The sequence below is a fragment of the Kribbella sp. ALI-6-A genome (genome assembly GCF_001984195.1).
GTDB lineage: Bacteria > Actinomycetota > Actinomycetes > Propionibacteriales > Kribbellaceae > Kribbella.
The window spans coordinates 469,990-485,004 of record NZ_MTQN01000009.1 but is presented as its reverse complement, the minus strand read 5'-3'; the positions used below and the strand labels follow the sequence as shown (position 1 = coordinate 485,004).

General features: G+C 68.2%; 10 protein-coding genes. 7 read left to right on the top strand and 3 right to left on the bottom strand.

Annotation, left to right across the window (positions count from 1 at the left end; genetic code table 11):
• The first annotated feature begins 154 nt into the window (after window positions 1-154).
• Window positions 155-1,099 (top strand): acyl-CoA desaturase, encoded by a 945-nt coding sequence (locus tag BWI15_RS11230; protein WP_077014269.1) that lies wholly within the window; start codon window positions 155-157, stop codon window positions 1,097-1,099.
• A gap of 8 nt (window positions 1,100-1,107) precedes the next feature.
• Here the strand turns inward: BWI15_RS11230 and BWI15_RS11225 are convergent, their stop codons facing one another.
• The 3 genes from BWI15_RS11225 to BWI15_RS11215 are packed head-to-tail and all read right to left on the bottom strand — an operon-like array spanning window position 1,108 to window position 5,214.
• Complete coding sequence (locus BWI15_RS11225; RefSeq protein ID WP_077014268.1) at window positions 1,108-3,141, bottom strand: glycoside hydrolase family 36 protein; 2,034 nt, start codon at window positions 3,139-3,141, stop codon at window positions 1,108-1,110.
• Window positions 3,113-3,898, bottom strand: coding sequence for a FadR/GntR family transcriptional regulator (locus BWI15_RS11220; protein WP_202817617.1), 786 nt, complete (start codon window positions 3,896-3,898; stop codon window positions 3,113-3,115). Before BWI15_RS11220 ends, BWI15_RS11225 begins: the two co-directional genes overlap by 29 nt.
• Window positions 3,895-5,214, bottom strand: a complete 1,320-nt coding sequence (locus BWI15_RS11215; protein ID WP_077014267.1) for an L-fuconate dehydratase — start codon at window positions 5,212-5,214, stop codon at window positions 3,895-3,897. Before BWI15_RS11215 ends, BWI15_RS11220 begins: the two co-directional genes overlap by 4 nt.
• Before the next feature lie 138 nt (window positions 5,215-5,352).
• Here BWI15_RS11215 and BWI15_RS11210 point away from each other — a divergent pair, with 138 nt between their 5' ends.
• From BWI15_RS11210 to rph, 6 genes are all read left to right on the top strand, one after another.
• A complete protein-coding gene (locus BWI15_RS11210) occupies window positions 5,353-7,728 on the top strand; it encodes a glycoside hydrolase family 95 protein (RefSeq protein ID WP_077014266.1) in 2,376 nt (791 codons plus the stop codon).
• Window positions 7,729-7,753: 25 nt separating this feature from the next.
• Window positions 7,754-8,743 carry an ABC transporter permease gene (locus BWI15_RS11205; protein WP_083750684.1) on the top strand — a complete coding sequence of 330 codons (990 nt, stop codon included), beginning with the start codon at window positions 7,754-7,756 and terminating at the stop codon, window positions 8,741-8,743.
• Window positions 8,740-9,690 (top strand): carbohydrate ABC transporter permease, encoded by a 951-nt coding sequence (locus BWI15_RS11200; protein ID WP_077014265.1) that lies wholly within the window; start codon window positions 8,740-8,742, stop codon window positions 9,688-9,690. Before BWI15_RS11205 ends, BWI15_RS11200 begins: the two co-directional genes overlap by 4 nt.
• Window positions 9,691-9,724: 34 nt before the next feature.
• Window positions 9,725-11,407, top strand: coding sequence for an extracellular solute-binding protein (locus tag BWI15_RS11195; protein ID WP_077014264.1), 1,683 nt, complete (start codon window positions 9,725-9,727; stop codon window positions 11,405-11,407).
• 138 nt (window positions 11,408-11,545) lie between these two features.
• Window positions 11,546-12,226, top strand: coding sequence for a hypothetical protein (locus tag BWI15_RS11190; RefSeq protein WP_143465489.1), 681 nt, complete (start codon window positions 11,546-11,548; stop codon window positions 12,224-12,226).
• 125 nt (window positions 12,227-12,351) lie between these two features.
• Window positions 12,352-15,009: a rifamycin-inactivating phosphotransferase gene (gene rph / locus BWI15_RS11185; protein WP_077014262.1), complete on the top strand. Its 2,658-nt coding sequence runs from the start codon at window positions 12,352-12,354 to the stop codon at window positions 15,007-15,009.
• Window positions 15,010-15,015: the final 6 nt, after the last annotated feature.

The following is a 15,015-nucleotide window of genomic DNA, read 5'->3' as shown; positions in this document are numbered from 1 at the left end:
GCCGATGCCGTCGTGCGGCACATCAGGATCCGTCGCCCTACGGGGTACAACGCCGGCGGACGCGCGGCTATTCCCGAACATCGGTGCCGTAAGGAGTGGATCCGTGGGTACCGGGGCACCTGGTGGGTACCCCCCAGCATTCCAGGAGTGGACAGTGAGTTCAGCAGCAGAGATCGACGACTCGCCGCCGGAGGAGTTCCAGGCCACCGGCGGCAAGCTCGAGCGCGGGTTGATCTGGGTCTTCATCGTCGTGCCCACGCTCGCGCTGGTGCCCGGCATCTACGTCGCCTGGGGCGGCTGGATCGGCTGGCGCGACGTCGTGCTGCTGGTCGCGTTCTACGTGATCACCACGACCGGTATCGGCGTCGGCTATCACCGCGGCTTCACGCACGGCTCCTTCAAGCCCAACCGCGGGCTCAAGGTGGCCCTGGCCGTCGCCGGCAGTATGGCGCTCGAAGGACCCGTGATCCGCTGGGTCGCCGACCACCGCAAGCACCACAAGTTCTCCGACCGCGACGGCGACCCGCACTCGCCGTGGCGCTACGGCACCAGCGCCTGGGCGGTGACCAAGGGCTTCGTCTTCGCCCATGTCGGCTGGGTGCTGTGGGGCAACGACCGCGCCGACCCGAAGCACTACGCGCCGGACCTGCTGAAAGACCGCGACGTGGCGGCGATCTCGCGGCATTTCCGGACGTGGGCGGTGATCTCCTTGCTGGCGCCCGCGGTGATCGGTGGCCTGTGGGACCGGTCGTGGCACGGCGCCGCCACCGGGTTCTTCTGGGGCACGCTGGTCCGGATCGCGCTGATGCACCACGTGACGTTCTCGATCAACTCGATCTGCCATGTCACCGGCGGCAAGCCCTTCGCCTCCCGCGACCGGGCCGGCAACGTGTGGTGGCTGGCGATCCTGAGCCAGGGCGAGTCCTGGCACAACCTGCACCACGCCGACCCCACGTGCGCGCGGCACGGCGTACTGAAGGGGCAGATCGACATCAACGCCCGGCTGATCAAATGGTTCGAACGGCTCGGCTGGGCGCACGACGTCAGGTGGCCGAACACGGAACGCCTCGCCAAGAAGCGCACGCCCGAGGCCGCTTGACCCCTCGGTCAGGTTGTTCGAGTCAGCCGGAGCACACGGGCGGACGGCTCGGGCGCGGAAGTGGTGACGGTCAGGGAGTCTCCGGTCTGGCTGAAGCTCCAGCCGGCGAGGTCGCTGGGGAAGTGAGGCTCGATCTCCGCCTGGGGGAGAGGAAGTGTGATCGTCGAGGGGCCGGGAGCGCGATGCCAGACCGTCAGGTACGACGCGGCGGGGCCGTTGAGGCACAGGGCGATCCACTCGTCGTCCCAGGCGGGCAGACCGAGTGGCCACGCGGGCTCGAGCGAGTCGAGATCCTCGAGGACGGCCCGATGGGCGGAGAGTGCGGAGCGGACGAGGTCGAGCTCGGCCGGAGTCATCCGGTTGAGGTGTCCGGACAGGTAGAGCCTGCCGGGGATGCCGTTGACGAGCGCGAAGGTGAACTGCTCGCGCGTACTGCCGCTGATCGGGTACGCCCAGTGCCCGGCCTGTTCCGGGAGTACGGCGGCGGGTGCCGCGGCCGTGATCGGCGCGTAGAGCAACGGATGTTCCTGGTCCGACGTCGACTGGAGATGGAGGCGCGAGAGCATCGCGTAGTCCATCCGCATCGCGCCGGAGGCACAGTTCTCGATCAGCAGCTCGGGATGCCGAGCCTGTACGCCGTCCAGCCAGTCGAGCAGTGCGCGGTTGTGCTCCAGCAGTCCGTGCCCGAGTGAGGTCCCGCCCTTGTCGGTGCCCGGGCCGGTCATCGTGTTGTTGTCGAACTTGAAGAACCCGACGCCGAACTCGCGGATCAGGCGGTCGACCGTGGAGTCGAGGTGCTCGCGGGCCGCCGCGTTGCGCAGGTCGAGCAGGTACCGGCCGGACTCGGCGACGCGGACGCCGCGGCGGGTGAGGAGGGCGTCGTCCGGCAATTCCTGGGCGATGGGGGAGCGGACGCCGATCACCTCGGGTTCGAGCCAGAGGCCGGGCACCATGCCACGCGAGCGGATCCGGTCCAGGACCTCGGCCAGCCCGTTCGGGAAGCGGGTCGTCGACGGGCGCCAGGCGCCGACCGTGTTCCACCAGTCGCCCTCGGCGTACCAGCCGGCGTCGATGCAGAAGTAGTCCGCGCCGACGTCCGCGGCCGTGTCGATCAGCGGCAGGAGCTTGTCGGTGGTCGGGTCACCCAGCAGGGTGTTCATGTAGTCGTTGTAGACGACCGGCTTCCGGTCGTCGATCGGGCGACGGCGTCGTACGGCGCGGCGCTGCCGGGTGAGCGCCGCGAACACACTGTCCCGGTCGGACCCGGCCACCAGCGAGACCGGCACGGTGGTGAACGGTCTGTCGGCGGTGACCTCCGCACTCCATTGGTGCTCCTGATCGGTCGGGCCGCTCAGCAACAGGTAACCGCCGCGCCTGGTCTCGCCCAGCTCGTAGTGCCAAGGCCCGTTGTGCTCGATCTGCCATCCGAGCGCGGACGGCACCTCCCGATCGACCAGTACGCCGACCGGCAGCCACTCGCCACTGGACCACGAACCGAGGCTGGTCACCGCGTACCGGCTCCTGGCGACCGGACGATGCCCCTCACTCACGATCGGCGCCAGCGCCTCGGCGCGCAACGCTCGGACCGACCATCGGCTTTCGGCCATCCAGCTGTTCGCCGCGCAGTGCAGGTCGGCGTCGACCGACGCGAGGCCGACGACCAGCGACGACAGGAACGTGAGCTCGAGCGCGCCCGGACCGGTCAGCGACGCTTCGGACCAGGCACGGACGCCGGCGCCGGCGTCGAAGACGCTGGTGACGCGCAGCCCCGTCTCGGCGTCCTCCTGGACGATGCGCAGCGTTGCGTCGGAGACCTCATGGCTCACGTGGCGCAGCCGTTTGCCGAGCACCGTGTCGACATGCCTGCTGGTGCTCGGCGAGAGCCCGTGGCCGAGGGCCGTGACCTCGACGAGCGGTTGATCGAGATCCGGAGCATCGGCCGGCGGCTGCGCGGCCGGTCGTACGGCGGTCAACCGCACCGGGCCGTCGTCGAGGGCGAAGGTCAGGGACAGGTCAGGAGTGCTCCAGCGCAGTGAGTTCATCCACCGGTTCCGTTTCGGGGTCGGGTGCACGTCGTTGGGTCTCGAGCAGGTAGTCCTCCACCGTGAACAGGTGGGCCGCCATCCGGGTGCGGGCCCGGTCCGGATCGTGGGTGGTGAGTGCGGCCAGGATCGAGAGGTGTTCGCGGTGAGCGGTCTCGTCGGCGCCTGGCTGGGTGATCGAGCGGCGCAGACGATCGCGCATCGTGCGTCCGCCGAGCGCGTTGATCAGCGCTGCCAGGACGGGATTGCGGGCCGCGTCGGCGATGATGGCGTGGAAGGCGATGTCGTTCTCGATCACGGCTTCGTGGTTCGGATCCGCCCGCCGCAGTTCGGCCTCGTTGAGGCGCAGCAGCTCGGCGGCCGCGTCGAGCTCGGCCGGCTCGATCTGCCGCGCCGCGGAGGCGGCCGCCTCGGTCTCCAGCATCCGCCGGACGGCGTGCAGGTGGTGGGTGCCGGTGCCGTCCTGCAGGTCGACGACGAAACCCATCGGGGCCAGCAGCATCGACGGGTCCAGCGTGGTGACGTAGGTGCCGTCACCCTGCCGGGTCTCCAGCACGCCCATCATCGACAGCGCGCGAACCCCTTCACGCAGGGCGTTCCTGGACACCCCCAGCGCCGCCGCGAGCTCCTTCTCGATCGGCAGCCGGTCGCCCGAGCGCAGCCGGCCGTCGATGATCATCTGCCGGACGCTCTGGACCACGACATCGGTCTGGGACACGCCCGGTTTGCGCGCTTTGTCGGCCGGTTTGCCGGTCACGGGAGCGGATCCCGTTCCGCGCGTGCAGCCCAGTAGGTACCGTCCGGAAACCGGTAGGTCTGAAGTGACTCCCTGTGCATCTCGGCACTGTAGCCGGGGGCGGTCGGCAGCACGTACGCGCCGTCGCGGACGACGCAGGGGTCGACGAAGTGTTCGTGCAGGTGGTCGACGTACTCGGTGACCCGCCGGTCGAGGCTGCCGGACACCGCGACGTAGTCGAACACCGCGAGGTGCTGGACCAGCTCGCACAGGCCCACCCCGCCGGCGTGCGGGCAGACCGGTACGTCGAACCAGGCGGCGAGCAGGTAGACCGCGAGCACCTCGTTGACGCTGCCGAGGCGGGCCGCGTCGAGCTGGCAGTAGTCGATGGCGCCTGCCTGGAACAGTTGCTTGAAGAGCACGCGATTCATCCCGTGCTCGCCGGTGGCGACACCGATGGGTGCGACGGCCTTGCGGATCGCGGCGTGCCCAAGGACGTCGTCGGGACTGGTCGGCTCCTCGATCCACAACGGCTCGAACTCCGCCAGCGCCTTCACCCACTCGATCGCCTCCGGCACGTCCCACACCTGGTTCGCGTCGATCATCAGGTTGCCCTCGGGCCCGAGAACGTCCCGCGCGATCCCGCAGCGCCGGATGTCGTCCAACAGATCCGCGCCCACCTTGAGCTTCACGTGCTTGTAGCCGGCGGCAACGGCTTCTTCGCACAGCCGACGAAGCTTCTCGTCGGAGTAGCCGAGCCAGCCGGCCGACGTCGTGTAGCAGGGGTAGCCGGACTCCGCGAGCTGCTCGATTCGTTGCTTTCGGCTCCCAACTTGCCGGTCGAGCAGGGTGACGGCCTGCTCGGGGGTCAGCACGTCGCTCAGGTAGCGCAGATCCGCGGCGTCGACCAACTCCTCCGGCGACATGTCGGACAGCAACCGCCACAGCGGGACGCCGGCCCGCCGGGCCGCGAGATCCCAGACGGCGTTCATCACCGCGGCCAGCGCGAGGTGGATGACGCCCTTGTCCGGGCCGAGCCACCGCAATTGGCTGTCCGACTGCAGTTCCCGATAGGTCCCGCCGAGGTGCTCGCACAGCTCGTCGACGTCCCGCCCGATCAGGGGCCGTGCGCGTTGGACGGCGGCGGCCACGCACAGGTCGTTGCCGCGCCCGATCGTGAAGGTGAAGCCGTGCCCGGACAGCGCCGGGTCGTCGGTGTGCAGGACGACGTAGGCCGCCGAGTGATCGCCGTCCTTGTTCATCGCGTCGGATCCGTCGCTGTTCAGCGAGGTGGGGAAGCGGACGTCAACGACCTCGACCGAGGTGATGTGTGGCATGGCGGGCCCTCAGCTCAGTAATAGATGGGATCTTTGCTCAATCCAAGTGTCGTTCAGTATGGACCACAGGAGGACCTGGCGCTACGATCCCGGAAAATCATGGGATCAATACCTCGTCGCCAGACGGAGGGTTTCGGTATGGGCAACCTGGTGAGCTCGGACCGCGTCGGCGCGCAGCGGTTGTGGTACGACCGGCCTGCGGCCTCGTGGCTGGAAGCGCTGCCGCTCGGCAACGGCCGGATCGGCGCGATGTGTTTCGGCGGCGTCGGCAGCGATCGGATCGGGCTGAACGACGAAACGCTGTGGTCGGGTGGCCCGGAGACCGCGCGATTACTGGCGACTCCGCTCGGCGCGACCGGCGGTGAGGCGGTGCAGGCGGTTCGGGACGCGATGCGGGCGGGTGACCTCCGCAGGGCGCACGAGTTGGCCCGCGGATTCCACTCCGGCTACTGCCAGGCCTACCTGCCGCTGGGCGACCTGCTGCTGGAGAGCCGGATCAACGGCGTCATGCCGTCCCCCGCCGACGTCACGCAGTACCGGCGCGAACTCGATCTCGATGCCGCGGTGGCCTGGTCGCAGTACGAGGTCGGGGGAGTGGCGGTCCGGCAGGAGACCTTTGTCAGCGCGCCGGACGGCGTACTGGTTCATCGGATGACCGCGTCGGAGCCCGTTCTGGGCTTGACGTGCAGGCTGACCTCACAGTTGCAGTCGCGCCTCCAGGCAGTGGACGGCGGGCTGGGTTTGTTGCTGCAGGCACCGGCCGAGGTCGCGCCACCGCATCGCGACGTACCGGAGCCGGTCCGGTACTCCGACGGTGCCGATCGGGGGATGGAGGCCGCGATCGCCTTGCGGGCGACCAGCGACGGGGAGGTCGACGCGACGGAGTCCGAGCTCGTGGTCGAGGGGGCTACCGAGATCACCCTGCTGCTGGCGACCGCCACCGGGTACGACGGTCCGTTCTCGGCACCGACCCGGACCGCGGAGCAGTGCCTGCTCGCGGCTGACCAGGTCGTGCTCGCGTCCATCGATCGTGACTACGGCGCGCTCAAAGCTGCCCATCAGGAGGATCACCGGCGGCTGTTTCGTCGCGGCTCGCTCGAGCTGGCCGGTCCGGCGGAGCTGTCCGAGGTGCCGACCGATCAGCGGGTCGCGCGAGCGGTCGACGCCGAGGATCCCGGGCTGGCGGCGCTGGTGTTCAACTACGGCCGCTACCTGATGGTGGCGGGCTCGCGACCCGGCGGTCTGCCGACCACCTTGCAGGGCATCTGGAACGACATTCCGCGGCCGCCGTGGAGCTCGAACTACACGGTGAACATCAACACCGAGATGAACTACTGGCCCGCGGAGACCACCAACCTGTCCGAGTGTCACGAGCCGCTGCTGCGGTACATCGGCGATCTCGCGCAGGCCGGCCGCCGAACCGCCAGGGAGCGCTACGGGTGCGGTGGCTGGACCGCGCACCACAACGCCGACGCCTGGTGCTGGTCGCTCCCGGTCGAAGGCGACCCGCGCTGGTCGAACTGGCCGATGGCCGGTGCCTGGCTGAGCCGTCACCTGTGGGACCACTACGCGTTCACCGGCGATCTGGAGTTCCTCGGCAGGTCGTGGCGAACGCTGCGGGGAGCGGCCGAGTTCTGCCTGGACTGGCTGGTCGAAAGGCCGGACGGCAGTCTCGGTACGGCGCCGTCGACGTCGCCGGAGAACGACTACATCGCGCCGGACGGCCGGCCCGCCTCGGTCACCGAGTCGGCGACGATGGACCTGTCGCTCATCGCCGACCTCTTCCAGCGGGTCGAGCAGGCCGCCGGGCTGCTCGACGTCGTCGATCCCCTCGTCGCCGAGTTGTCCACCGCCCGCAAACGGTTGCCTGATCCTCCGATCGGTGCCCGCGGACAACTCCAGGAGTGGGCTGCCGACCTGCCGGAGGAGGATCCGCACCACCGTCACATGTCCCACCTGATCGGCCTTCACCCCGGTGACGCGATCACACCCGACGGGACGCCTGACCTGGCCGCCGCGGCCGCCCGGACGCTCGACCTGCGAGGGGACGAGGCCACGGGCTGGTCGCTGGCGTGGAAGATCAACCTGCGCGCGCGGCTGCGCGACGCCGAAGCGGCGCACCGACTCGTCACGGTGTTCCTCAGACCCGCCGACGACTCCGCGACCGGTCGCCCGGGCAGCGGCGCGGGCGTGTACCCGAACCTGTTCTGCGCGCACCCGCCGTTCCAGATCGACGGCAACTTCGGGGCGACCGCGGGCATCGCGGAGATGTTGCTGCAGAGCCACACCGGGGAGATCGAGCTGTTGCCCGCTCTGCCGGCGCAGTGGCCGAGCGGCCGGGTGACCGGTCTGAGGGCGCGCGGAGGCGTCACCGTCGACATCACCTGGTCGCCGTACGGCGTGGAGGCGGTGCTGACGGCCGATCGGGACCAGGAACGCGTGGTACGCCGCGGCGACGACCGGGCGACGGTCCGGCTGACCGCGGACGTCGGGCACCGGGTGAGTTCGACGTGACCGCCGGCACGGACGAGGAGATCTGATGGCAACCCTGACCACCGTCCGGCCCCCGGCCGGCGAAGAACCGGTCCGGCCCCGGCGACGGCGCCGGGAACGCCCGGGCATCAAGGGGCTGCGCCGCAGCTTCCAGCGGCACTGGACGTTGTACCTGCTGATGGTCGTGCCGCTGATCTGGTTCGCGATCTTCAAGTACATCCCGATGGCGAACGCCGTCCTGGCGTTCAAGAACTTCAACGTGACCAAGGGCATCTGGGGCAGCCCGTGGATCGGCTGGAAGAACTTCGAGCTGTTCTTCGCCAACCCGGTGTTCTGGACCCTGGTGAAGAACACCTTCGTGCTCTCGGTCTACACGGTGGCGGCGAGTTTCCCGCTCGCGATCATCCTGGCGCTGGCGCTGAACGAGATCCGCAACGGCCTGTTCAAGCGGAGCGTGCAGCTGGTGACGTACGCGCCGTACTTCATCTCGACCGTGGTGGTCGTGTCGATGACGATCCTGGTGCTGTCGCCGCGGCTCGGCATCGTCAACGAGGGCCTGGGGTTCTTCGGGGTGCCGGCGATCGACTTCCTCGGGGACCCGGACTACTTCCGCCACATCTACGTCTGGTCCGACGTCTGGCAGACCACCGGGTACTCCGCGGTCATCTATCTGGCCGCGCTGGCCGGGATCGATCCCGCCCTGCACGAGTCGGCCCGGATCGACGGTGCCAGCCGGTTGCAGCGGATCCGGCACGTCGACCTGCCGGGCATCATGCCGACGGCGGTGATCATCCTGGTGCTTGCTGTCGGCAACATCATGGCGATCGGTTTCGAGAAGGCCTTCCTGTTCCAGAATCCCCTCAACCTGAGCCAGTCGGAAATCATCGCGACCTACGTCTACAAGACGGGTCTGCTGAACGCGGACTTCAGCATGGCCACCGCGGTCGGGCTCTTCAACTCGGTGATCAACCTTGTCCTGCTGCTGGCGGTCAACGTCGTGGCCAAGCGGATCACCGGAAACGGACTGTGGTCATGAGCGCTCGCAGTGGGGCCACGACGGTGCTGGGCAAGAGGGCCGAGCGCCGCGCGGAACGGGCTCGCCGAATCCGCGAGCCGCGCACGGACCGCATCTTCCTGGTCTGTGTCTATCTGCTGCTGACCGTGTTCCTGGTGGTGGTCCTGGCACCGCTGCTGTACATCCTGGCGAGCTCGTTCAGCAGCCCTGAAGCGGTGTCGTCCGGCCGGGTGCTGTTCTGGCCGGTGGAGTTCTCGCTGCGCGGGTACCACGCGGTGTTCCAGAACCCGCAGATCGTCCAGGGGTACCTGAACTCGTTGTTCTACACCGTCGTCGGCACGATCGTCAGCGTCACGATGACGATCGCGATCGCGTACCCGATGTCGCGCCGGACGCTGGTCGGCCGCAACGTGGTGATGACCGTGATCCTGTTCACGATGCTGTTCACCGGCGGCCTGATCCCGACGTACCTGGTGGTCCAGTCCGCCGGCCTGCTCGACACCCGGTGGGCGCTGATCATCCCCCAGGCGATCGGCGTCTGGCAGGTCATCATCGCCCGGACCTACCTGCGGACCGCGATTCCCGAGGAGCTGGTGGAGGCCGCCCAGCTCGACGGCTGCGGCGATCTGCGGTTCCTGTGGTCGGTGGTGATCCCGCTGGCCAAACCGATGATCGCGGTGGTCGCTTTGATGTACGCGATCATGCAGTGGAACTCCTACTTCGACGCCCTGATCTACCTGAAGAGCCCAGATCTCTTCCCGCTGCAGCTCGTCCTGCGCAACATCCTGATCCTCAACACGACCGGCGGCGGGGCCGTCGACGCGTCTGTTGTTCTGCAGCGCCAGCAACTGGCCGACCTGCTCAAGTACTCGCTGATCGTCGTGGCCAGTGTGCCGGTGCTGCTGATCTATCCGTTCGTCGCGCGCTACTTCACCAAGGGAATCATGATCGGCGCCGTGAAGGGCTGATCCTCCGCATCACCTCGACTCCTGTGAGGGACCTATGTCTGTTCAGCTCAGCAAGAGAAGGTCTGCCACGATCGCCGGCCTGACCGTCCTGGCACTCGCGCTCGCGGCCTGTACCGGGGGCGGAGAGGAAGACCCACAGAGCAAGCCGTTGCCGACCATCACCGGGAATCCCGCGGTCACCATCGATGTGTTCGCACCTCAGGCGGCCGACTGGAACCTGGCGACCAACGACTTCACGAAGCTGGTGAAGGAGAAGTTCAACCTGTCCTTCAAGTGGCAGAACACCACGTTCGACGGTGGGCCGGCCAAGGAGAAGCGCCAGATCTCCCTGGCCAGTGGTGACTATCCCGACTTGTACCTGCTGATCCCCTGGGTCGACCAGTTCAGCCAGGCCGATCTGCTGAGACTGTCGAACCAGGGCGTCGTCGTACCGCTGAACCAGCTGATCGACCAGTACGGGCCGAACATCAAGAAGGCCCTGGACGCGGAGCCGGAGTGGAAGGCGATGGCCACCGCGCCGGACGGCAAGATCTACGGTCTGCCGCAGTGGGTCGACTGCTACCACTGCTCGTACCAGGGCAAGCTGTGGATGAACTCGTCCTGGCTGAAGAAGCTCGGGCTCGAGCAGCCGAAGACGACCGAGGACATGGTCAAGGTCCTGCGGGCCTTCAAGACCCAGGACCCGAACGGGAACGGCAAGGCCGACGAGATCCCGCTCAGCGCGAGTGTGCGGGACGCGCTGATCCCGTACTTCATGAACGCCTTCATCTACAACCCGCAGGGCACCAGCGGCAACAACAACTCGACCCTGGTGCTGAAGGACGGCAAGGTCGACACGCAGGCCGACAAGGACGGCTGGCGGGAGGGCCTCAAGTACCTGAACTCGCTGTACAAGGAAGGCCTGATCGACAAGGGCGCCTTCACCCAGAACCCGGACGCGCTGCAGCAGCAGGGTGACAGCGGCAAGGTGCCGATGCTCGGCTCGGCGACCGTCCTGCACCTGGGCATCGCGGTCAGCATCGGCGCCGCCGACGGTCGCGACAAACAGTACGACGCCGTACCGCCGCTCACCGGACCGCAGGGCGTGAACCACACCGGGTACAACTTCCCGAGCGCGCCCGGTGCGACGTTCGTGCTGACGAACAAGGCCACCCCCGAAGAGCAGATCCAGGCGATCAAGCTGCTCGACTACATGTTCACCGACGAAGGACAGATCAACGCCTTCTGGGGCAAAGAAGGCAAGACCTGGCGCAAACCGCAGCCCGGAGACGTCGCGCTCGACAAGTCACTGAAGCCGTTGTTCGCGCAGATCCCGATCAAGCCGGGCACGGCTCCGCCGAACTCCGGGTGGCAGGCGCTGGCGCAGTACAACAACACCGAGCGGTACCGGAACTCCGAGGCGATCGCGACCGACATCTACTCCCAGGCCGGCTATGAGCGACGGCTGTTCGAGGCCACGAAGCTCTACGAGGGCAAGGAGGACAAGTCGGCGATCTACCCGTACTGGAAGGTCTGGATCGACCCGTCGCTCGGCAGTGAGATCGCCACCCTCCAGACGAACATCGAGAACTACATCCAGCAGAACGCCCTGCAGTTCATCACCGGTTCGAAGAACATCGATTCCGACTGGGACGCCTACGTCAAGGGTCTCGAGGGTCTCGGCCTCAAGCGCTACCTCGAGATCCAGCAGACGGCGTACGACAAGGTGCCGAAGTAGTCGTGCCGGGACCGGCCGGGATTCCGGCCGGTCCCGGCTCCGCGAGCGTCGGTCGAGGCCGGCGATCCCGGCGTATGGTCTGAGCTGGGTCGTCTGGTGAGCGGCTCTTACAGGGTCGACGCGAGCAGGGGAGAGCGGATGAGGCAGCAGCCGCCGGGGCGGCCGCCGGTGTCGATGGACGGTGTCGACGTCAGCGGTGGTCCGCATGTGCAGTTCCTGGTCACCGAGCACTGGAGTCTGCTGGCGACGCGCAGCATGACATGGAGCGAGATCTTCAGCCGGACGGGCACCTATCTGACGGTGTTGTCCGCCGCGGTGATCGCGTTGTCGCTGGTGGCGAACGCGACCGGTTTCGGCTCGGGGTTCCGGATGTTCGCGATGCTGATTCTGCCGGTGGTGCTGCTGATCGGGCTGGGCACGTTCTTCCGGCTGGTCGAGGCCGACGTCGAGGACGCCTGGCTGGTGATCGGCATGAATCGGCTGCGGCACGCCTACATCGAGCTCGCGCCGGAACTGGAGCCGTACTTCGTGGCGAGTCATCACGACGACAAGCCCGGAATGCTGCAGACCTACGCTTTTCGCGACCGGGTCGGCGTCACGCACTGGCTGTCGGGCTCGCCGCTCATCGTCGGCGTGGTCGACGCGGTCGTCACCGGAGTCCTGGCCGCGGTGGTCGGGCAGGCGATCGGCGCGGGGCACACGGCGCGAACGGTGATCGGTGTCGTCGCCGCCGTTGTCGCGGCGGTGGTGCTCGGGACCTTGGGCTACCGCAAGGTCCACCACGTCAGCCGCGACTACCAGCCGCTGTTTCCCCGCTGAACCAGGACTCGGCATCACTGGGCCAAAAGCAAAGGCAAGGAGAGTCTTCTCCTTGCCACTCCCAAGGTATAGCGCACCGGGGGGCTTGCCGCAAGCCCCGGTTCGTGGCGCAGAATCGTCGGCCGATGCTCTTTCCGGCGAAATGGGGACACGACGTGCAGGTGCGGTTGTCGAGTGGGCGGTACGTGCTGGATCTCGGTGAGATCGGCCGGCGGGAGGTGGCTGTTGCCGGGGGCAAGGGTGCGCACCTGGGGGAGTTGTCGCGGATCGACGGGGTGCGCGTTCCGCCGGGGTTCTGTGTGACGACGGAGGCGTTCCGGCGGACGATGGCCGACGCGCCGTCGATCGACGACCGGCTCGCCGCGCTGTCGCGGCTGGCCGCGGACGACCGGGAGGGGATCCGCACGCTCAGCGCGGAGATCCGTCAGGCGATCGAAGCGATGACGGTCCCGGACGAGCTCGCGGCGGCGGTGAGCGACGCAGTCGGGCGATTCGGCGAGCACGCGGCGTACGCCGTCCGGTCGAGTGCGACGGCGGAGGACCTGCCGACGGCCTCGTTCGCGGGCCAGCAGGACACGTACCTCAATGTCGTCGGCCCGGCGGCGATCCTTCAGCACATCGGCCGGTGCTGGGCCTCGCTGTTCACCGAGCGGGCCGTGACCTACCGGCTGCGGAACGGCTTCGATCACCGCAGGATCCACATGGCCGTGGTCGTGCAGCAGATGGTGTTCTCGCAGGCGGCCGGCATCCTGTTCACGGCCGACCCCGTCTCGGGCAACCGGAAGGTCGCCACCGTGGACGCCGGCTTCGGCCTGGGCGAGGCATTGGTCTCCGGCCTGGTGAATCCGGACGTGTTCACGGTGCGCGACGAAGTCGTCGCGAAGACGATCGCTGCCAAGCAACTCGCCGTCGAGGCGTTGCCGACCGGTGGGACGCGGGAGGTGGCGATCGATGCGGACCGGCAGGAGCAGCCCGCGCTGACCGACGAGCAGGCCGTTCGGCTCGTACAGCTCGGACGACGGATCGAAGCGCACTTCGGCCGCCCGCAGGACATCGAGTGGTGCCTGGTCGACGACGACTTCCTGATCGTTCAGAGCCGTCCGATCACGACGCTGTTCCCCGTCCCGGAGACCGGGGATCAGGGCAACCAGGTGTTCCTGTCCGTCGGCCACCAGCAGATGATGACCGACGCGATGAAGCCCCTGGGCTGGTCGATGTGGCAGCTGACGGCGATGGCGCCGATGTACGAGGCCGCCGGTCGGCTGTTCGTCGACGCGACCGCGCGGCTGGCCTCGCCGGCGATCCGGCCCGGATTCCTGGATCTCGTCGGGCGGGCCGATCCGCTGATCCGCGACGCTCTGGAAACGGTGCTGGACCGCGGCGACTTCATCGTGACCGGGCCCGACGAGGCTCCCGCTGGACCGCCGGCCGGTGGCGCGTCCGCCCCGCCGCCGATCGAGACCGATCCGGCCGTCGTCATTGAACTGGTGGAGCGCAGCCAGGTCTCCACCGAAGCGCTGCGGCGCGACATCGCGCCATTGGCCGGACCCGCGCTGTTCGACTTCCTGCTGGAGGCGTTCCAGGAGCACAAGCGAGTCCTCGGCGATCCCCTGAGCATGCAGGCGATCATGGCCGGCATGGACGCCACCTGGTGGCTCAACGACCACCTGCAGGAGTGGCTGGGGGAGAAGAACGCGGCCGACACGCTCACGCTGTCCGCGCCGCACAACATCACCTCGGAGATGGGCCTGGACCTGCTCGACGTCGCCGACGTGATCCGCCCGCACCCGGAGGTGGTGGCGTTCCTGCAGGGCGTCGACAGCGAGGACTTCCTGGACGAGCTGCCGAAGTACGAGGGCGGGGCCGCGGCGCGTGACGCGATCGAGGGGTACCTCGACCGGTACGGCATGCGCTGCGCGGGCGAGATCGACATCACCCGGCCGCGATGGAGCGAGAGCCCGTCCACGCTCGTGCCGCTGATCCTCGACAACGTCAAGCTCTTCGAGCCGGGGACCGCCCGGCAGCGCTTCGAGCAGGGTCGGCAGAAGGCCGAGGCGTTCCGGCAGGACGTGCTGGAACGCCTGCGGGCCCTGCCGGACGGTGAGCAGAAGGCCGCCGAGACCGAACGGATGATCGACCGGGTCCGGACCTTCATCGGCTACCGCGAGTACCCGAAGTACAACCTGATCAGGCGGTACTTCGTCTACAAGCAGGCCCTGCTGGGAGAGGCCGAGCGGCTCGTGCAGGCCGGTGTGCTCGCGGAGAAGGAAGACATCTTCTACCTCACCTTCCAGGAACTGCACGATGTCGTGCGCACCCACGAGGTGGACGGTCACCTCGTCCAGGAACGCAAGGACGCGTTCCGCTCCTACCAGTCGCTCACGCCGCCACGGGTGCTCACCTCCGACGGCGAGGCGATCAACGGCGCGTACCGGCGCGACGACGTACCGGCCGGTGCGCTGGTCGGCCTGCCGGTGTCCGCCGGAACCGTCGAGGGCAGGGCCCGCGTCATCCTCGACCTGGCGAAGGCCGACCTCGAACCGGGCGACATCCTGGTCACCGCTTTCACCGACCCCAGTTGGTCGCCCCTGTTCGTCGGCATCACGGGTCTGGTGACGGAGGTCGGCGGCCTGATGACACACGGCGCGGTCATCGCCCGCGAGTACGGCCTGCCGGCCGTCGTGGGCGTGGAGCAGGCCACCCGCCTGATCCAGGACGGCCAGCGAATCCGCGTCCACGGCACCGACGGCTACGTCGAGATCCTCGAGGGTCCTGCGGCCTGACACCGG